Source organism: Streptomyces sp. NPDC050548 (assembly GCF_044457385.1).
Taxonomy (GTDB): Bacteria; Actinomycetota; Actinomycetes; order Streptomycetales; family Streptomycetaceae; genus Streptomyces.
The window spans coordinates 105,314-123,899 of record NZ_JBITGV010000012.1; the positions used below are offsets into that span (position 1 = coordinate 105,314).

Below are 18,586 nucleotides of genomic sequence, written 5' to 3' on the forward strand. Positions count from 1 at the left end.
TCGACACCTGATGTCGAACCCACTGAAACCGATTAGGTACGACGAATTCAAGAGTCTGTGACATATAAGTCTGACTTTTTGGTTCCGTGATGTGCCCCGTACGCTGAGTGCATGACCACTCCGGGCCGCGGCCTGCACGGCCGCGTACTCGACTCCCTCGGCCCCGCGATCACCGCAGGCGAGTACCCACCGGGCAGCGTCCTGCGCACGGACGAGCTGGCCAAGGACTTCGAGGTGTCGCGGTCCGTGATGCGCGAGGCGGTCCGCGTCCTCGAATCCATGCACCTGGTCGAGTCCCGCCGCCGAGTGGGCGTCACCGTCCGCCCCAAGGCCGAGTGGAACGTCTACGACCCACAGGTCATCCGCTGGCGCCTGGCCGGCGCGGACCGACCGCAGCAACTGCGCTCACTCACGGTGCTGCGCTCCGCGGTCGAGCCGATCGCGGCGGGCCTGGCGGCGAAGTTCGCGACGGCGGAGCAGTGCGCGGAACTCACCGAGTGCGCGATCGGCATGGTCGCCAACTCACGCGGCCACAAACTGGAGGCCTACCTCGTCCACGACGTGGCCTTCCACCGGGTGATCCTGGCCGCCTCCGGCAACGAGATGTTCGCCCGCCTCGGCGACGTCGTCACCGAGGTCCTCGCCGGCCGCACCCACCACGAGGTCATGTTCGAGGACCCCGACCCGGCCGCCGTCACCCTCCACGTCCAGGTCGCGGAGGCGGTCCGCGAGGGCGACGCGGTCCGCGCGGAGACCCTGACCCGCGAGATCACGATCGGCGCACTCCAGGAACTGGACATCCTGGCCCCGTAGTTGACCTAGTCCAGGAACTCCCCGTCGAGATACACCCACGCCCCGTCGACCCGCTCGAACCGGCTCCGCTCATGGATCGCGCCGCCCTTGTAGGACGCCCGGAACGTCACGGTCCCCGCCTGGTGGAACGCCGATCCGCCACCCGTCTCCAGGATCTCCAGCCCGGTCCACCGCATCCCCGGGTCGAGGTCGAGCGGCTCGGCGGGGCGTGTCCGGGGGTGCCAGGTGCGCAGCAGATACGGCGCGTCGAGCCGCACGAAGGCGCTGTAGCGGGAGCGCATCAACGCCTCGGCGGTGGGGGCGGCGGTGCCTGAGTGGTAGCGGCCGCAGCAGTTGTCGTAGGGGGTGGGGAGGCCGCAGGGGCAGGGGGTGGGTCGGGGCATGGGGACCATTGTGCCGGGGCTATGTTCGCGGGCGCTCGGGGGTGACGCTGAGAGGCAGCCGGACGTAGTCGTCCTGGGGCAGCCGCGTCTCCTTGTCGCGGGTGAGAGACGCGCAGGCCAGCAGTGGCAGCGGCTTGCCGCCAGGAGGGTCAGTGTCCTCGTACGCGGGTGCCGCGCCGATGAACTCCACGAGGAGCGCGCCGGTGACCCGGGTCCCGATCTGCTGCACGAAGTTCGCCGGGAGCGTCCACTCGACTCCTTGGTGCAGGGTCCCGCCGGGGCTGCCGTGCACTCTTTTGACGAACCACTCCTCGTCCCGCATCTGCGGCGCGCTGCGCGCCCGCAGATGGGCCGCGGCGGACGTCATCGCGTTGATCTCGGGGAAGCCGGCCAGCTCGGCCGTGAGCTTGCCGGCGGCCTCCAGGACGGGGCCGGCCGTCCGTAGGTCCCTGGCCAGTGTGGTCCGCCACGCCCGTTCGTCCGCCACCGGCGGCAGGTGGTACACGACGGCCTGGACGTCCTTCACCCGCCAACCGCTCGCGGCCGGGAACAGCAGCGTGACCTTCACGGACGGTGCCTCGTCCCCCGTGTACCCGAGCGACCAGACATAGAGATACCCGGTGAAAGGGCGTGTGGTGTCCGATCCCGTGGCGAACATCTGCTCCAGCGGAACGGACCGCGGCTCGGTCTCCCCGTAGACCTCCAGCCACTCACCCGTCTCCGCGATTCCTCGGCTCCACGCGGCTGCCATGAAGCCACTTGATACTCCGTCAGCTCGACCCCCGCAACGGAGCCGACGACTCAGACCGCGATCCCCGTCTCAGCCGAAGGCATCGGCGGCAACCTGGTCCCGTACACCCACGCCTCGAAGAGCTGGTCCAACGGCTCCGAGGTGAACCGGGACGCGTGCGACGTGAACGTAGCTGTCGTCACCGTGCCGTTGCGGTGGACGCTCGCCCAGCTCCGCAGCATGCGGAAGAACGCGATGTCGCCCAGGGCGCAGCGCACCGCGTGGACGGTGACGCCGCCGCGTTCGTAGAGGCGGTCGTCGAACATGGACTTGCGGCCGGGGTCGGCGAGGCGCAGGTCCTGGGAGAGAGTCGAGAGCAACCGGTGTGCGGCGGCGGCGTGTTGGTGGGCCGTACGGCCGCCCGAGCGCTCGGACCACAGCCATTCCGCGTACTTGGCGAGGCCCTCGTTGAGCCAGATGTGCCGCCAGTCGGCGATCGAGACGCTGTTGCCGAACCACTGGTGGGCCAGTTCGTGCGCGATCAGTCGTTCCGAACCCCGGGCCCCGTCAACGTGGTTGGCGCCGAAGAGCGACAACCCCTGTGCCTCGACGGGGACATCGAGTTCTTCCTCGGTCACCACGACCGCGTACTCGTCGAAGGGGTACGGGCCGAACAGCTCCTGGAAGAGTTCCATCATCGCGGGCTGGCGTGCGAAGTCCCTTGAGAATTCCGGGAGCAGGTCCGACGGGATGTGTCCGTGCTGCGGGACTCCGCCCAGGCCCGGGTCGCCCAGCAGCACCGTCTGGTACTTGCCGATCGACAGGCCGACCAGATAACTCGACGTCGGCGCCGATTGCTCGTACACCCACGTCGTGGTCGAGGCCTTCGTCGTGCGCGTGAGGAGTCTGCCGCCCGCCACCACCGCGTATGCGGACGGTGTCGTGATCGAGATCTGGTACGACGCCTTGTCCGCGGGGCGGTCGTTGCACGGGTACCAGGACGGCGCCCCGATCGGCTGGCTCGCCACCAGCGCGCCGTCCGTCAGTTCCTCCCAGCCGAGTCCGCCCCAGGGGCTGGCGACCGGCTTGGGGTTGCCCGACCAGTGCACCTCGACGGTGAACGCGGCCCCGGCCCGCAACGGCTTCGCGGGCCGGATGCGGAGTCGGCCGCCGCGGTGCGTGTAGTGCGGCTGGCGGCCGTCCACCCGGACCCGGCCGATCTTGAAGTCGCCCAGGTTCAGCTGGAATTCGGGCAGCGGAGCACGGCCCGCTATCGCGTTGATACGCGCCGTGCCGGAGAGACGGTTCGGCCCGGGGCGGTAGTCCAGCGCGAGTTCATAGCGGTGCACCCGGTAGCGGGCATCGCCGTTTGCCGGGAAGTAGGGGTCCGGACCTGCCGCCTGCTGAACGGTCACTGCTGCGTCTGCTCCCTGCGCTGTGCTCGTATCTCGTACCCGTGCACCGCCCTCCGAAGCCGACTCGGCGCGACCTGTGTTCAGGGGCGCCATGACTCGATCGGATTGCCCAGCCAGCGGGTGTCGTCCGGGACGGACTCCGCCGCCATCACGAGCGATGCGGGCCCCAGAGTGGTTCGGGCCCCGACCACGCTGCCGGGCAGGACGATTCCGCCAGGACCCAGCGTCGCGCCCTCACGGAGGACCACAGTATCCGTCCGCAAGATCCGGTCGTGGAAGAGGTGGGTCTGGAGCACACAGCCACGGTTCACCGTGGAGGCGTCCTCCAGGGTCACCAGGTCGGTCTCGGGCAGCCAGTAGCTCTCCACCCAGACGCCCTTGCCGATGTGCGCGCCGAGCCCGCGCAGCCAGGCCGTCAGCACCGGAGTGCCCGGCACGGAACCGGCCAGCCACGGCACCGCGACGACCTCGACGAAGGTGTCCGCCAGCTCGTTGCGCCACACGTAACCGCTCCACAGCGGGTGCTCGGCACCGTGGTGCCGCCCCACGAGGGCCCATTTGGCCACGATCGAGATCAGTCCGGCGAGAGCGCCCACCGCCAGCAGCACCAGGCCCGCCAGCAGCGGCGCCCACACCCCCAGCGCGCACAGCGCGGCCACCGTCAGCACGGCCAGCGCCGCCGAGCAGAACACCGGCACGATCCGGCACAGCTCCACTAGCCCGCGCGCCCACAGCAGCCGGGCCGGCGGGTCGTACGTCCGGCTCTGGTCGCCGCCGCTCGTGCTGCGCGGCAGCTTCACCGGCGGCAGGCCCAGGTACGACGTGCCCTTCTTCGCCTTCTTCGGCGTCGCCGACAGCACCCCGACGAGCCCGCCGTCCGGCACGCTCCGTCCGGGCGCGGTCATCCCGGAGTTCCCGAGGAACGCCCGCCGTCCGATCTCGGCCCGCCCGATGTGCACCCAGCCGCCACCCAGCTCGTACGGCGCGGTCAACGTGTCGTCCGCCAGGAACGCGCCCTCACCGACGGTCGTCAGGCTCGGCAGCGCGAGCACGGTCGACACCTCGGCGCCCCGCCCGATCCGCATCCCGAGCAGCCGCAGCCACACCGGCGTGACCAGCCCGGCGTACAGCGGGAACAGGGTCTCGCGGGAGAGGTCCATCAGCTGCGTGACCGTCCACGCCTGCCAGCCGATGCGGCTGTGCGTGGGGTGCGTGCCCTCGCGCAGCCCGAGGCTGAGCAGCCGGACACCGATCAGGATCAGCAGCGCGTACGTCAGTCCGAAGGCGAGCGTCGCCGGGACCAGGGCCAGGGACGCGCCCCGCAGGGCCTCGCCGAGACCGTCGCCCGGGGCCACGAACAGGCTGGTCACCAGGAGCGCGACCACGCCCGCGACGACCGGGAGCATGGTGAGCGCGAAGCCCGTCATGCCGTACATCACGCGCCAGTACGTGCCCCGCTGCGGGCGCTCCTTGGGCCAGTTGCGCTTGGCCTTGCCGAGTTTGACGGCGGGCGCGCCCGCCCAGCGCTGGCCGGTCGGGACCGTGCCGGTGACGGCCGAACCCGGCGCCACCTCGGCCCGCTTGCCCACCCGGGCGCCGGGGAAGAGCATGCTGCGCGTGCCGACGACGGCGTGCGCGCCGACCTTGACCGGGCCGATCTCAAGACGGTCGCCGTCCAGCCAGTAGCCGGACAGGTCCACCTCGGACTCGACGGCGGCACCGCGGCCCAGCTTGAGCATGCCGGTGACCGGGGGGAGGGAGTGCAGATCGACGTCCGGGCCGACCTTGGCGCCCAGCGCGCGTGCGTACCGCTCCAGCCACGAGCCCGTCAGCGCGGTCGCCCCGCTGAACTCGGCCAGCCGCTCGGCCGCCCACAGCCGCAGATGGACGCTGCCGCCACGGTCGTAGCGTCCCGGCTTCACGCCGCGCAGCAGCAGCCGCGCGCCGCCCGCGGCGATCGCGAGGCGGCCGGGCGGGCTGAAGAGCAGCAGGGCGCCGGCGGCGACCAGCCACCACGAGGCGGTGGGCAGCCAGGCGTAGCCGCCCAGCACGTTGCCGAGCGCGGCGAGCGCCACGGTCCAGCGCAGGCCGGCCAGGGTGAACAGGGGGACCAGCGCGAGGAGTTGGATCACCTTGGCGCGGGTCGGGACCGGCGCGATCATGCGGGCCGTGCCGTCGCCCTGCGCCGAGTCCTCCAGATGCCGGGCCAGCTTGCGGAGCGTGGGCTGCTGATAGATGTCGAGGACGGCCGCGCTCGGGTAGCGGGTGCGCAGCCGGGTGGTGAGCTGGGCGGCGGCCAGGCTGCCGCCGCCGATCGCGAAGAAGTCGTCGGCCGCGCTGCTCACGGGGATGCCCAGCACCTCGGCCCACTGCTCGGCGAGCCAGGCCTCCGTGCCGTAGAGCTGCTCCTTCGCGCCACCGGTCTCCAGACCTTCCAGCGGCCAGGGCAGCGCGTTGCGGTCGACCTTGCCGGAGGTGCGGGTCGGGAGATCCTCCACCGGGGCGATCAACGGGACGAGGGCGGCGGGCAGTTCGGCCCGCAGCTTCTCGACGGCGGAGGGCTGGTCCCAGCCCTCCTGGGTGACGACATAGCCGACGAGAAGTTGGTTGCCGCTGCGGGCAGTTCGTACTGCGGCTGCGGCGCCGGCGACTCCGGGCAGCGCCTGGAGGGCCGCGTCGACCTCGCCCAACTCGATCCGGCGGCCGCCGAGTTTGATCTGCTCGTCGGCCCGGCCGAGGAAAATCAGGCCTTCCGGCTCGGCCTTGACCAAGTCGCCGCTGCGGTACGCCCGTTCCCAGCCGAGCGATTCGAGGGGCGCGTACTTCTCGGCGTCCTTCTCGGGGTCGAGGTAGCGGGCGAGTCCGACCCCGCCGATCACCAACTGGCCGCTGCCGCCCATCGGTACGGGCACCCCGGCCTCGTCGACGACGGCCAACTCCCAGCCGTTCAGGGGGAGTCCGATACGGATCGGCTCGTCGCCGGTCATCAGGGAGGCGCAGGCCACGACGGTCGCCTCGGTCGGGCCGTAGGTGTTCCAGACCTCGCGGCCCTCGGTGACGAGGCGCTGCACCAGCTCGGGCGGGCAGGCCTCGCCGCCGAAGATCAGCAGGCGTACGTCGTTCAGCGCCTCCGGCTCCCACAGGGAGGCCAGGGTCGGCACGGTCGAGACGACGCTGATGTCCTGGTCCACCAGCCACGGGCCGAGGTCGGCGCCGCTGCGGACCTGGGAGCGCGGCACGGGCACCAGGCAGGCGCCGTAGCGCCAGGCGAGCCACATCTCCTCGCAGGACGCGTCGAAGGCCACGGACAGGCCCGCCATGACCCTGTCACCCGGACCGATCGGGTCGTCGGTGAGGAACAGTGCCGCCTCGGCGTCCACGAAGGCCGCCGCGCTGCGGTGGGAGACGGCGACGCCCTTGGGCTTGCCGGTGGAGCCGGAGGTGAAGATGATCCACGCGTCCTGCTCGACACCGGGCCGGGCGGCCGGGACGTCGCTGTGCCCGAGCACGGTCAGGGCGTGCTCGGCGCCGATCACGGCACGGACGTCGGCCTCGCCGAACACCAGCTCGGCCCGCTCGTCCGGGTCCTCGGCGTCGACGGGGACATAGGCGGCGCCGGCGGCGAGGACGGCGAGGATCGCGATGTAGAGGTCGTTGGTCCCGGACGGGACGCGCACGCCGACCCGGTCGCCCAGGCCGACACCGGCCGCGGCCAGGGTGCGGCGCAGGGTCTCGACCTCGACGGCGAGTGCGCGGTAGGTGAGGCGGACGGTGCCGTCGTCCAGGGCGAGCTCGTCGGGATACGACCGCACCGACGCGTCGAGGATGTCGACGAGGGTGCGGGCCGAGGCGGCGGGTGCCGCGGAGAATCGTGCCGTATCGCCGAACTGTGTGCGGATCTCTTCGTCAAGCCCGAGAGCACTGCTCTCGTGTATGGCTGCCATCGGTCCTCGCGTCTCGAACCCGGAAACATCCGGGGTGCTGGCGGGCCCGCAGGTATGCCTGGGGTTGTCCAGCTCCAGCTCCGTTCCGTAACAAGCCGGAAATTTTAGTACGACGCTAGGCGCCAGGTCTTCCGACGGCCACTCGGGGGAGGCGAACGGGGGCGCTCCGTGAGCATCCGGCAACGCTCTGACCTGGTGATCTTCGGGTCGAAGGAGACATCCCCCACAAATGAGACGAGGACCGCGACCTTGGTGGTCGCGGCCCTCGCCTGCGATGTGTCCGAGGGGGGACTTGAACCCCCACGCCCGATAAAGGGCACTAGCACCTCAAGCTAGCGCGTCTGCCATTCCGCCACCCGGACAAGGTGTCTGTCGCGCGTGGTTTCCCCCGCGGCGACGAAGGAAACATTACCAGGCTTCCAGGGGTGGCCGATCACCCCCTGTTCCCACCCCCGTCCCGCGTGAACGGCGTGTGACGGGGGCGGACCGCCCTTGGGACGCGGGCCTGGGAGAGAGAGGATGAGGGGGAACCGCCGGTAGTGACAGCAGTGGGAGGAAGCAGCGTGAGCGACACGGACACGGCCAAGGGCGTCACCGGTGAGGACGAGGTCGTGGACCTCTGCCGCGAGCTGATCCGGATCGACACCAGCAACTACGGCGACCACTCGGGCCCGGGTGAGCGCAAGGCGGCCGAGTACGTCGCCGAGCAGCTCGCCGAGGTGGGCCTCGAACCCCAGATCTTCGAGTCGCACCCGGGACGCGCCTCCACGGTCGCCCGGATCGAGGGCACGGACCCGTCCCGGCCCGCGCTCCTCATCCACGGCCACCTGGACGTCGTACCGGCGAACGCGGCGGACTGGACCCACCACCCCTTCTCCGGCGAGGTCGCCGACGGGTGCGTGTGGGGGCGCGGCGCGGTCGACATGAAGGACATGGACGCGATGACCCTGGCGGTCGTCCGTGACCGGCTGCGCAGCGGGCGCCGGCCCCCGCGCGACATCGTGGTCGCCTTCCTCGCGGACGAGGAGGCGGGCGGTACGTACGGTGCGCGGCACCTCGTCGACAACCACCCCGAGCTGTTCGACGGCGTCACCGAGGGCATCAGTGAGGTCGGCGGGTTCTCGTTCACGGTGAGCGAGGAGCGGCGGCTCTATCTGATCCAGACGGCCGAGAAGGGCATGCACTGGCTGAAGCTGACCGTCGCCGGTACGGCCGGGCACGGGTCGATGATCCACCGGGACAACGCGATCACCGAACTGTCCGAGGCCGTCGCCCGGGTGGGCCGGCACAAGTTCCCGGTGCGGGTCACCAAGACGACCCGGGCCTTCCTCGACGAACTCGGTGACGCGCTCGGCACCCCGCTCGACCCCGAGGACATGGAGTCGACCCTCAAGCGGCTCGGCGGCATCGCCAAGCTGATCGGCGCGACGCTCAGCAACACCGCCAACCCGACGCAGCTGAACGCCGGTTACAAGGTCAACGTCATCCCCGGCGAGGCCACCGCGAACATCGACGGGCGCTTCCTGCCGGGCCACGAGGAGGAGTTCCTCGCCGACCTCGACCGGATCCTCGGCCCCAAGGTCAAGCGCGAGGACGTGCACTCCGACAAGGCGCTGGAGACCTCCTTCGACGGCGCGCTGGTGGAGGCCATGCAGTCCTCGCTGCTCGCCGAGGACCCGACCGCGAAGGCCGTCCCGTACATGCTCTCCGGCGGTACGGACGCCAAGTCCTTCGACGACCTGGGTATCCGCGGCTTCGGTTTCGCCCCGCTCAAGCTGCCGCCGGAACTGGACTTCGCGGGCATGTTCCACGGCGTGGACGAGCGGGTGCCGGTGGAGGGGCTGAAGTTCGGGGTGCGGGTCCTGGACCGGTTCATCGACGCCTCGTGAGGGGTCGGGTGACACCGGTTGACGCGTGAATTCGGCCGCGCGTGCGGGGGGCGACTGGGACGAGTGAATGTGCTCATAAGCTCGTAGCTCCATTACTCCCTCCTCGTTACAGGTGATGCGATCGGCAACACGAGATCGCTTTTGCCAACAAGGAGGAATAATGATCAAGAAGGTCGTCGCCGCTGCGGCTGCCACCGGTGGCCTGGTTCTCGCGGGTGCGGGCCTGGCCGTCGCCGACTCGGGAGCCCAGGGTGCCGCCGTGCACTCCCCGGGTGTCGTTTCCGGCAACGTCATCCAGGTTCCCGTGCACGTCCCGGTGAACGTGTGCGGCAACACGATCTCGGTGATCGGTCTGCTGAACCCCGCCTTCGGCAACACCTGCATCAACAAGTGACGTCGCCCCACTGAGGGGTGACCACGTCCTCGGCCCCGGAGCGCGCGCCATGCGCTCCGGGGCCGACGGGTCTTTGCGCGTCTTTCCGCCGGGAATCGGGTGGGGAGTCGCACGAGGAATTCAGTGAGTCAGTCAGTCAGGAATGACAGCAGGGAATGAAGGCAGGGGGGAATTCAACAATGCGACAGGTCACCCGCAAGAGTTTGATGACCATGGCGGCGGCGACCGGCGTCATCGCCGCCGCGGGCGGTGTCGCCCACGCCGACTCGGGCGCCGGCGGCTCCGCCTCGGACTCGCCCGGCGTACTGTCCGGCAACACCGTGCAGGCACCGGTGCATGTGCCGGTCAACGTCTGCGGCAACACCGTGAACGTGGTCGGGATCCTCAACCCGGCGGTCGGCAACAAGTGCGCCAACCCGGGCGGGGGCAGCGGCGGTCACCACGGCGGCGGCCATGGGTCGTCCGGCGGCTACGGCGACTCGGGGGGTTACGGCGACTCGGGCGGCCACGGCGGCGCAGGCGGGCACGGGGGCTCCGGCGGCCACGGCGCGCACGGCGGCTCAGGGGGCTCGCACGCCGGTGGACACACCTCCGGCTCGCCCGGTGTCGGCTCGGGCAACCACGTCCAGGTACCGATCGACGTTCCGGTGAACGTGTGCGGCAACAGCGTCGACGTCATCGGCATCGGCAACGCCGTCACCGGCAACGACTGCGCCAACGGCGGCGGTTGGGACAACGGCGGCCACCACGGGACGCCTCCGGGCGGCGGCGGGCAGCACGGCGGCGGCCCCCATGGGGGTGGCGGTCACCACGGGGGAGGCCACGACGGCGGCGGTCACCACGGCGGCGGCCCCCATGGAGGTGGCGGTCACCACGGTGGTGGTCACGACGGTGGCGGCGGCCACCACGGCGGCGGTCATCACGGCACGCCTCCGGGCGGCGGTCACGGCACGACCCCGCCGGGAACGCCGGGCCACCCGGGGACCCCCGGTCACCCCGGAACTCCCACTCACCCGGGCACACCCGCTCACCCCGCCTCACCGGGCGGTATCTCGCCGGTCAAGGGCGGTCACACGCCGACCGGCGCAGCCCACGTCAACCAGCCCGGCGCGCACTCCGCCGTCCAGGCTCAGGGCGGCCCGCAGCTCGCGCACACCGGCGCCGATCTGCCGCTGGGCCTCGCGCTGCCGGTCGGAGCGGGCGCGCTGCTCGCGGGCGCGGTGCTCTACCGCAAGGCGAAGGCCATGGCGTAGCGCCCGGGAACATGTGATCTGCGCGACGGAGGGGCCCCGCACAGCCGGGGCCCGCTCCGTTTCGCCCGACTCAGCTCACCACGTGGCACGCACCTGGCGGATGATCCGCCGGCGCAGCCGCACCCTGCGGCTGCCGTCGCGCAGCAGGCTCAGTCGGTCCAATTCCCAGTGTCCGTACTCGGCGTGGTCCGTCAGCAGACGTGTGGCGTCCTTGCGGGAGACCCCGCGCGGTACGTACACGTCGACAAATTCGTATTCCGGCATCGCATCTATTGTGCGGGCAGAGCCCCGGTACGGATAGCGTCTGCACTATGTCTGATGCTGCGCAGCCCACCGCTGCCGAGGTACGCGCCGCCGCCGAGGCGGTCAAGACCGCGCTCGACCGCCACCTGGCCGCGGTCGAAGGCCGGTCGGGGGAGGACGACCCGGCCGTCTACGAGGCGTTCAACCAGCTCGCCGCTGCCGCCGAGGTCTATGACGAGCTGCTCTACGACCGTTATGACGAGGTCACGCCTTTCGAGATCCCCGGTACCGACGACTCCCTGCCGCCGTACACCGGCCCCGAGGAGCCGAACGCGGTGAGCGTGCTGATCCGTCGCGACTACGCCGTGGCGGAACCGCAGCGGCTGCTCGCGCAGGCGCAGCGGGTCGAGGCGGCGGTCGGCGACGGCACGGGCACGGAGGCCTCCGGCACGATCCACGGCGCGCTCGGCATTCTCTTCGACGAGTTCGAGGCCGACGAGATCGCCTCCCGGCCCAAGGAGTTCGGCCTTGAGGAGGGCGACTCCACGCTGTGGGTGACCGCGGCCGACGAAGCGGCCGAACCCGGAGCCTGGCTTGAGGCACCCTTCGAGGGTGTCGACCCCCAGCGGGTGGTGTGCCGCTTCGACGTCAGCGCGGTCTTCGACGACGAGATCAACGACGAGCTGGACGACATCGACGAGGTGGACGAGGCCGAGGAGGAGATCGAGGACGAACTCGATCCCGACCTCGACGCGGATCTCGACGAGGACGAGGACCTGGAGGCGCTCGAAGTGGATCGCTGAGCCGCACCGCATCGGCTGCGCCGAACGACGGCGGCGGTCACGGAGGAAGCCCCTCCGCGACCGCCGCCGTCGTATCCGTCGTCGCGTCGTCCGGCTCAGCCCCCTGCCGGGACCTGCGGTCGCAGCAGGACCGGCAACCGCGTCGTGCGCGGCTTCGCAGGGATCTCGGCGACGGCGCGGGGCAGCGCCTGATCGACGCCGTGCACCACGGAGAGATGACGGTCCGCCCGGCTGAACGCCGTGTAGACCCAGGGCCGGCTGAGCGCCTGCGCCGCGTCCCCGGGCAGCACCACGACCACCGCGGGCCACCGCGCCCCCACCGCCTGATGCGCGGTCAGCGCCCACCCGTGCCGCACGGACTGCTCCACCCGCTCCTTCGGTACGACGACGGGTTCGCCCGCGCACGACAGATGCAGCCCCTCGGCGTCGGCCTTCACCACCTGACCGACGACGGTACGGCCCGGGGCGGGGGAGTGGGCGACCCGGTCACCGGGGTCGAAGCCGCCGAACCGGCCGGGGCCGGGGTTGAGCCGCTCCTTCAGCGCCACGTTGAGGGCGCGGGTGCCGGCCGCGCCGCCGTGGCCCGGGGTGATCACCACGGTCTGTTCCGCGGGGACGCCGATCACGCGCGGCACCGAGTCGGCGACGAGCTGCACGGTCCGGTGCACGGCCTCGCCCGCGTCCCGCACCGGCACGATCACGACCTCCTTGCCGGGGGCCTCCACCTGGTTCAGCTCGCCGATGCCGATGCCGGAGACCAGCTCGCCCACGGGACCGAGGTCGGGGCGGCGGGAGACGACGTGGGGGCAGGCCCGCGCGGCGAGCAGATCGGCGAAGACCCGCCCGGGGCCCGCCGACCACAGCACCGCGGGGTCACCGGCCAGCACCAGCCGGGCGCCGTCCGGCAGCGACTCGGTGAGCAACGCCGCCGTCTCGACGTCCAGTTGAGGCGCGTCGAGCACGACGAGGAGATCCAGGTCCAGGGCGCCGTCCGCGTCCCGCCCGGGCCCTTCGGCACCGGCCAACAGCCCGGCGACGGTTGCCACGTGGGGGCCGTCGCCGGCTCCGACCGCCGGCACTCGCGGCGCGCCGGTCTCCGACTCGGCCGCAGAGGTTCCGCCCGCGAGGCCCTCCGGCACGGAGCCGTCCGACCCCGGCCGGTGCGGCTCGCCAGACGCGGCACCCCCCGCCCCGCCGGACCGCGTCAGCAGCGCGGCGAACCGGTCCCGGCCCACCGGGCTGTACGTCGCGGCCCAGACGCGCAGTCCGAAGCCCGCCGCCGTGTGCAGCAGCGCGGCCGGTTCTTCGAGGGACGCCTCCCCGCCGGTGTGCAGCACCAGGCCGTGCCCCGCGACCGCGCGGATCAGCTCGCCGGTGGACCCCTTGGCACCGCCGGCCCGCTCCCAGTCCGCCGCCGAACCGTCCTCCTTCGGCACGGAGTTGATCAGTCTGGCCAGTCCGTCGGCGAGACTCTCCTCGGCGAGCGCGTACCGCTCCAGTCCGATCAGCACCCGCACCGGACGCTCTGCGCCCTCTTCTGCTTCCCCCTCGTCGTCCGTGCGCTGCACCGGGACCGCGGGCTCGTCCAACGCGTCCTGGAACACCAGCACTTCGCCTTCCGCGATGGCGCTCTGCGTCGCCGCGTCGGGGTCGGGCACGCCCTGCTTGACCAGTGCGGCCGTCAACGCCGGGGCCTCCAGGGCCGTATGCCCGGCCAGGGCCGCCTGCTCCAGGAGCCAGCCGATGACCGACCGGCCCCGCCGCTCGTCGTCCGGCGCGCACTCGGCGCCGAGCAGCGCCCGCGCGAAACCGTCGGCCTGCTCGGGCCGTACCCCCGGGACGCGCAGCAACTGCCAGGGATCCTCGCGGAGTTGGTCGTCCGCGCCCTCGCCGAGTGCCGCCGCGACCTGTGCCGCGAGCGACTCGGGCGCGCCGCCCTCGACCAGCACCTGCCGTACGGAGGCGACGGTCTCGCCGGCCGGGGCGCCGGGCTCGGCCGTGACGGGCTGTGGCCGCCGTACGGCTTCGGGGGCGGCGGAGCGGCGCGGGGCGGGCTCCGGCCCGGTGAACGCGGTGGCCACGGGCTTCTCGCCGCTCTCCACGGCCCGTACGGCCGCGAGCAGATCGGCGGCCGTACCGCTCAGCTTGGTCCCGGCCGCGATGGGCCCGGCCTTCTCCGCCTTCCGCCGCTCGATCCGCTCCCGCTCCAGCCGCTGCGCGAGCAACTCGGCGGCGGCTTCGGACAGTTCGGGCGCGGCGGCAGGCTCGGCCGTGGCCTCACCGGCGGCTTCCGTGCCCTCCGGGGCCGCGGTTTCCCCCGTGTCCTCGGCGCCCTCCACCGCATCCGTGCCCGACTCCGCCTCCGCGCCCTCGGCCGGCGAGGTCTCCGTGGTCTCCGGGTCCGTGCTCACAGCGTGCTCCAGTCGTGATCGGGATAGCGGTGCAGAGGCGCCGACACATCGTCGAGCGCTCGGCAGATCTCGTCAGGAAGACTAAGCGCCTCCACTGACAATGCGGCCGTGAGCTGCTGCGCGTTGCGCGCGCCGACGATCGGGGCGGCCACCCCGGGCCGGTCGCGGACCCAGGCGAGGGCGATCTGAAGGGGTGTCACGGCGAGCCCGTCCGCGGCCGTGGTCACGGCGTCGACGATGCGGCTCGCCGTGTCGTCGAGGTAGGGCGCGACGAAGAGCCCCATGTGCTCCGAGGCGCCGCGCGAGTCGGCCGGTGTGCCGTGCCGGTACTTCCCGGTGAGGACTCCGCGCCCGAGCGGCGAGGAGGGCAGCAGCCCGATGCCCAGGTCGAGCGCGGCCGGCAGCACCTCGCGCTCCACGCCCCGCTGCAGCAGCGAGTACTCCAGCTGCGTGCTCGCCAGCCGCGTCCGCGTGCCCGGCGCCGCCAGCTGCCAGGTCGCCGCCTTGGCGAGCTGCCAGCCGCAGTAGTTGGAGACGCCCGCATAGCGCGCCCGGCCGCTGCTGACCGCCAGGTCGAGGGCCTGGAGGGTCTCCTCAAGCGGCGTGAACGGGTCGAAGGCGTGGATGTGCCACAGGTCGACGTAGTCCGTGCCGAGCCGGGCCAGCGAGGCGTCCAGCGCGGCGAGCAGATGGCCGCGCGAGCCGTCGAAGCGGCGGTCGGGGTCGGGCACGCTCCCGGCCTTCGTCGAGATGACCAGGTCCCGGCGCGGCACGAGCCCTTCTATGAGCTGTCCGAGCAGATACTCGGCCTCCCCGTCGCCGTACACGTCCGCCGTGTCGACGAGGGTGCCGCCGGCCTCCCAGAACGCCTTCAAGAGGTCCGCAGCGTCATGCTCGTCGGTGTCGCGCCCCCAGGTGAGGGTGCCGAGTCCGATCCGGGACACACGAAGGCCGGTACGGCCGAGATGCCTCTGCTCCATGAACGCCGAGATTACTGGCCTGAACCTGGCCTGTGGTTGCCTGTGGATAACCGATTTCCCCGATGATCCACAGTCCCTCGCACGGCACGCTCCGTGACCACTCACCGGCACCCGTCCTGTCCGCCGGGACCACCTCGCGCTAGGGTCGGCTCAACAGCGACGTTACTGATGGGTAAGGGGTCTGCCATGCAGCTCGGGATCAACCTCGGCTACTGGGGTGCCGGAATGGACGGCGACAATCTGGCCGTGGCCCAGGAGGCCGACCGCCTCGGCTACGCCGTGGCCTGGGCCGCCGAGGCCTACGGCTCCGACGCGGCCACCGTCCTCACCTGGGTCGCCGCGCAGACCGAGCGCATCGACGTCGGCTCGGCCATCTTCCAGATCCCGGCCCGCCAGCCCGCGATGACCGCGATGACCGCCGCGACCCTCGACTCCCTCTCCGGAGGCCGCTTCCGCCTCGGCATCGGCGTCTCGGGCCCGCAGGTCTCCGAGGGCTGGTACGGCGTCAAGTTCGACAAGCCACTGGCACGCACGCGTGAGTACGTCGAGATCGTCCGGAAGGCGATGACGCGCGAGCGGCTGTCGTACGACGGCGAGCACTGGACGCTGCCGCTGCCCGGCGGTCCCGGCAAGCCGCTCAAGCTGACCGTGCACCCGCAGCGCGAGCACATCCCGCTGTACATCGCGGCGATCGGCCCGAAGAACCTGGAGCAGACCGGCGAGATCGCCGACGGAGCGCTGCTCATCTTCCCGTCCGCCGAGCACCTTGAGGACACCGCCATCAGGCACCTGCGGGCCGGGCGCGAGAAGGCCGGGAAGACCCTCGAAGGCTTCGACATCGTCCCGACGGTCCCGCTCGCCTTCGGCGAGGACAAGGACGTCGAGAAGCTCGCCGACACCTTCCGCCCGTACACCGCGCTCTACGTCGGCGGCATGGGCAGCCGGCAGCAGAACTTCTACAACAAGCTGGCGCAGCGCATGGGCTTCGAGGCGGCCGCCGCCGAGATCCAGGACAAGTACCTGGCCGGCGACAAGGACGGCGCCGCGGCCGCCATCCCGCACGACCTGATCGACAAGACGACGCTGCTGGGCTCCGTGGACCGCATCGCGGACCGGATGAAGGAGTACGCGGCGGCCGGTGTCACCACCCTGACGCTCGCCCCGGCGGGCTGGACCCTGGAGGAGCGGCTCGCCGCCCTCCGCGCCGGAACCGACGCACTGGAGCGCGCGGGTCTCGCGTAACGCGGCCCTGCCGTACGGAAGTTTTCTACGGCCGTGGTGGGGGCTCGGGGGGTCTTCCCCGCCACGGCCGTCACGGGGAACAACGCGCGGCGGGCCGCGCGGTTACGCCCCCGGAGGGACATCCGTCGTCCTCCTTTTGGCGGAGTCGTCCGACACAGCTGTTGCAGCACCTCTGACGTCGCATTTGACTCGTTCTTTGCGGAATGCGGCGGAATCCTGCATGGAGGTGCCTTCAGATGCTTTCGGCCAAGAGCCTGTTCCAGGAGATCCTCGACGACGACGAGTCCTTCCGGCTGTTCTGCTCCATCGCGGCCGGCGGAGAGTCCCAGGGCGGCTGGGAGAACGGGCGCATCGCCGCCCTCGTCCCGCCGGACGAACGCGACCTCGCCCCCAAGATCAGCCGGCACGGCGCCGACGAGGACAAGCACGGGCGCATTTTCAACGCCCTCATGAAGAAGCGCGGCCTCGAACCCGTCCCGGTGCCTCCGGACACCGACTACACGATGCTCCTGGAACGGCACGGCATCGGGCTCCCGCACGAGAAGCTCAAGGGCGACCAGCCGCTCACCGTCCAGGACATCGTCGTCTACCTCTCCCACAGCCGGGTCACCGAACAGCGCGCCTCCGAGCAGATGGAACTGCTGCGCAGGCACTTCGCCGACCACCCCGACCTCGGCCGCGCGGTGCGGATGATCTCGCACGACGAGGACAACCATCTCGCGTACTGCCACGAGGAGTTGCTGCGCTTCGCGGCCGCCGGACACGGCCGTGCGATCCAGCGGACGCTGCGCGAGTGCGCGCTCGCCGAGATCCGCGTCTACCGGGACGTGAGTCTCGCCGTGATGGCCCACATGGGACGCGTCCTCGGCTGGCCGCGCGCCAAGTCGGCGGTCCTGGCGGCGGGCATCCACGCCGTGTACGCGTACGAACGCCTCGGTGGCTGGCGGCGGATGGTGTCCCTGAGGATGCCGGAACGGCGTGACGCGCTCGGCGGACCGGCCACGACCGCCCCCGAGTTCGCCTGAGCCCGACCAGCGCGCTACAGCCAGCCGCGCCGCTTGAACGTCCGGTACAACAGCACCTCCAGGGCGACCATCAGCAGGATCACCGCCGGATACCCCCACAGCCAGTGCAGTTCCGGCATGTGGTCGAAGTTCATGCCGTAGACGCCCGCGATCATCGTGGGCACCGCGGCCATGGCCGCCCACCCGGAGATCTTCCGCATGTCGTCGTTCTGCCGGACGCCGGTCTGCGCGAGGTGCGCCGCCAGGACGTCGGACACCAGTCGGTCCAGCCCTTCCACGGACTCGTTGACCTTCATCAGGTGGTCGTTCACGTCCCGGAAGAAGGGCCGCGACTTGTCGTTCACGAACGGCACCCGGTCACCGGCGAGGCCGACACCCGCGAGCCGGGCCAGCGGCTGCGCGAGCGGTCCCGTGGCCCGGCGGAACTCCAGGATCTGCCGCTTGAAGGCGTAGATCCGCGACGCCGTGGTCCGCGAGCCGCCGCCGGTCGGCGAGAACACCGCCGCCTCCAGCTCCTCCAGGTCGGTCCCCAACTCGCCCGCCACGTCCACGTAGTGGTCGACCACGGCGTCGGCGATCGAGTACAGCACCGCCGTAGGACCGTGCCGCAGCATCTCCGGCTCCTCCTCAAGGCGGTGCCGTACGGCCGCCAGGGGGGCCTCCTCGCCGTGCCGGACGGTCACCACGAAGGAGTCGCCCACGAAGACCATGACCTCGCCGGAGGTGACCACGTCGTCGTCCGCCTCGTAGCCCACCGGCTTGAGGACCACGAACAGCGAGTCGTCGTAGACCTCCAGCTTGGGCCGCTGGTGCGCGTTCAGGGCGTCCTCGACGGCCAGCGGGTGCAGTCCGAACTCCTGGGTGACCTTCTCGAACTCGTCCTCCGTCGGCTCGTAGAGACCGATCCAGACGAACGCGTCACCCACCCGACGACAGTGGTCCAGGCCGTCCGAGAAGTCGCCGGGCCCCTCGGTCCGGCGTCCGTCGCGGTAGATGGCGTAGTCGACGATCACGGTGCGTATTCTCCCGCCGTCCGGCCGAAAACGCACCCTGGAGTACAC

15 protein-coding genes and 1 tRNA gene are annotated in these 18,586 nt (G+C 71.5%); 7 read left to right on the plus strand and 9 right to left on the minus strand.

Annotation, left to right across the window (positions count from 1 at the left end; all coding sequences use genetic code 11):
• Positions 1–111: 111 nt before the first annotated feature.
• Positions 112–813, plus strand: coding sequence for a FadR/GntR family transcriptional regulator (locus ACIBJH_RS30020; protein WP_093624811.1), 702 nt, complete (start codon positions 112–114; stop codon positions 811–813).
• 5 nt (positions 814–818) lie between these two features.
• Here ACIBJH_RS30020 and ACIBJH_RS30025 read toward each other — a convergent pair whose 3' ends face one another.
• From ACIBJH_RS30025 to ACIBJH_RS30045, 5 genes are all read right to left on the minus strand, one after another.
• On the minus strand, positions 819–1,196 hold the full coding sequence (locus ACIBJH_RS30025; RefSeq protein ID WP_399120005.1) for a YchJ family protein: 378 nt from the start codon (positions 1,194–1,196) through the stop codon (positions 819–821).
• 19 nt (positions 1,197–1,215) lie between these two features.
• Positions 1,216–1,947 carry a hypothetical protein gene (locus ACIBJH_RS30030; protein WP_399120006.1) on the minus strand — a complete coding sequence of 244 codons (732 nt, stop codon included), beginning with the start codon at positions 1,945–1,947 and terminating at the stop codon, positions 1,216–1,218.
• Positions 1,948–1,997: 50 nt separating this feature from the next.
• The gene (locus ACIBJH_RS30035) at positions 1,998–3,341 is read right to left on the minus strand and encodes a M1 family metallopeptidase (protein ID WP_399120008.1); all 1,344 of its coding nucleotides are present in this window, start codon (positions 3,339–3,341) and stop codon (positions 1,998–2,000) included.
• An 80-nt stretch (positions 3,342–3,421) separates the two neighbouring features.
• On the minus strand, positions 3,422–7,285 hold the full coding sequence (locus ACIBJH_RS30040; protein WP_399120009.1) for a Pls/PosA family non-ribosomal peptide synthetase: 3,864 nt from the start codon (positions 7,283–7,285) through the stop codon (positions 3,422–3,424).
• A gap of 277 nt (positions 7,286–7,562) precedes the next feature.
• Positions 7,563–7,647 (minus strand) — tRNA-Leu (locus tag ACIBJH_RS30045).
• Positions 7,648–7,848: 201 nt separating this feature from the next.
• On the opposite strand from ACIBJH_RS30045, the gene ACIBJH_RS30050 reads away from it, so the two are divergent.
• The 3 genes from ACIBJH_RS30050 to ACIBJH_RS30060 all read left to right on the plus strand — a co-directional run bounded on the left by ACIBJH_RS30050 (position 7,849) and on the right by ACIBJH_RS30060 (position 10,821).
• Positions 7,849–9,174 carry a M20/M25/M40 family metallo-hydrolase gene (locus ACIBJH_RS30050; protein ID WP_399120010.1) on the plus strand — a complete coding sequence of 442 codons (1,326 nt, stop codon included), beginning with the start codon at positions 7,849–7,851 and terminating at the stop codon, positions 9,172–9,174.
• Between the two features lie 160 nt (positions 9,175–9,334).
• Positions 9,335–9,568, plus strand: coding sequence for a chaplin ChpH (chpH, locus tag ACIBJH_RS30055; protein WP_019066065.1), 234 nt, complete (start codon positions 9,335–9,337; stop codon positions 9,566–9,568).
• A 179-nt stretch (positions 9,569–9,747) separates the two neighbouring features.
• On the plus strand, positions 9,748–10,821 hold the full coding sequence (locus ACIBJH_RS30060; protein ID WP_399120011.1) for a chaplin: 1,074 nt from the start codon (positions 9,748–9,750) through the stop codon (positions 10,819–10,821).
• 75 nt (positions 10,822–10,896) lie between these two features.
• Here the strand turns inward: ACIBJH_RS30060 and ACIBJH_RS30065 are convergent, their stop codons facing one another.
• Entirely contained in the window at positions 10,897–11,085 is a 189-nt protein-coding gene (locus tag ACIBJH_RS30065) for a DUF5703 family protein (RefSeq protein WP_005485166.1), read from the minus strand.
• Positions 11,086–11,132: 47 nt separating this feature from the next.
• On the opposite strand from ACIBJH_RS30065, the gene ACIBJH_RS30070 reads away from it, so the two are divergent.
• Positions 11,133–11,867 (plus strand): hypothetical protein, encoded by a 735-nt coding sequence (locus tag ACIBJH_RS30070; RefSeq protein ID WP_399120012.1) that lies wholly within the window; start codon positions 11,133–11,135, stop codon positions 11,865–11,867.
• A gap of 95 nt (positions 11,868–11,962) precedes the next feature.
• Here ACIBJH_RS30070 and ACIBJH_RS30075 read toward each other — a convergent pair whose 3' ends face one another.
• Together ACIBJH_RS30075 and ACIBJH_RS30080 are read right to left on the minus strand one after the other, a co-directional pair.
• On the minus strand, positions 11,963–14,278 hold the full coding sequence (locus tag ACIBJH_RS30075) for a helix-hairpin-helix domain-containing protein (RefSeq protein ID WP_399120013.1): 2,316 nt from the start codon (positions 14,276–14,278) through the stop codon (positions 11,963–11,965).
• Positions 14,275–15,258, minus strand: coding sequence for an aldo/keto reductase (locus tag ACIBJH_RS30080; RefSeq protein ID WP_399120014.1), 984 nt, complete (start codon positions 15,256–15,258; stop codon positions 14,275–14,277). The genes ACIBJH_RS30075 and ACIBJH_RS30080 overlap by 4 nt, the downstream gene beginning before the upstream one ends.
• 186 nt (positions 15,259–15,444) lie before the next feature.
• Between ACIBJH_RS30080 and ACIBJH_RS30085 the strand changes: the two genes are divergently transcribed.
• Together ACIBJH_RS30085 and ACIBJH_RS30090 are read left to right on the plus strand one after the other, a co-directional pair.
• Positions 15,445–16,500 carry an LLM class F420-dependent oxidoreductase gene (locus tag ACIBJH_RS30085; protein WP_399120015.1) on the plus strand — a complete coding sequence of 352 codons (1,056 nt, stop codon included), beginning with the start codon at positions 15,445–15,447 and terminating at the stop codon, positions 16,498–16,500.
• Between the two features lie 236 nt (positions 16,501–16,736).
• Positions 16,737–17,525, plus strand: a complete 789-nt coding sequence (locus ACIBJH_RS30090) for a ferritin-like domain-containing protein (RefSeq protein ID WP_399120016.1) — start codon at positions 16,737–16,739, stop codon at positions 17,523–17,525.
• Between the two features lie 14 nt (positions 17,526–17,539).
• Here the strand turns inward: ACIBJH_RS30090 and corA are convergent, their stop codons facing one another.
• Positions 17,540–18,538 carry a magnesium/cobalt transporter CorA gene (gene corA, locus ACIBJH_RS30095; protein WP_399120017.1) on the minus strand — a complete coding sequence of 333 codons (999 nt, stop codon included), beginning with the start codon at positions 18,536–18,538 and terminating at the stop codon, positions 17,540–17,542.
• Positions 18,539–18,586 lie beyond the last annotated feature (48 nt).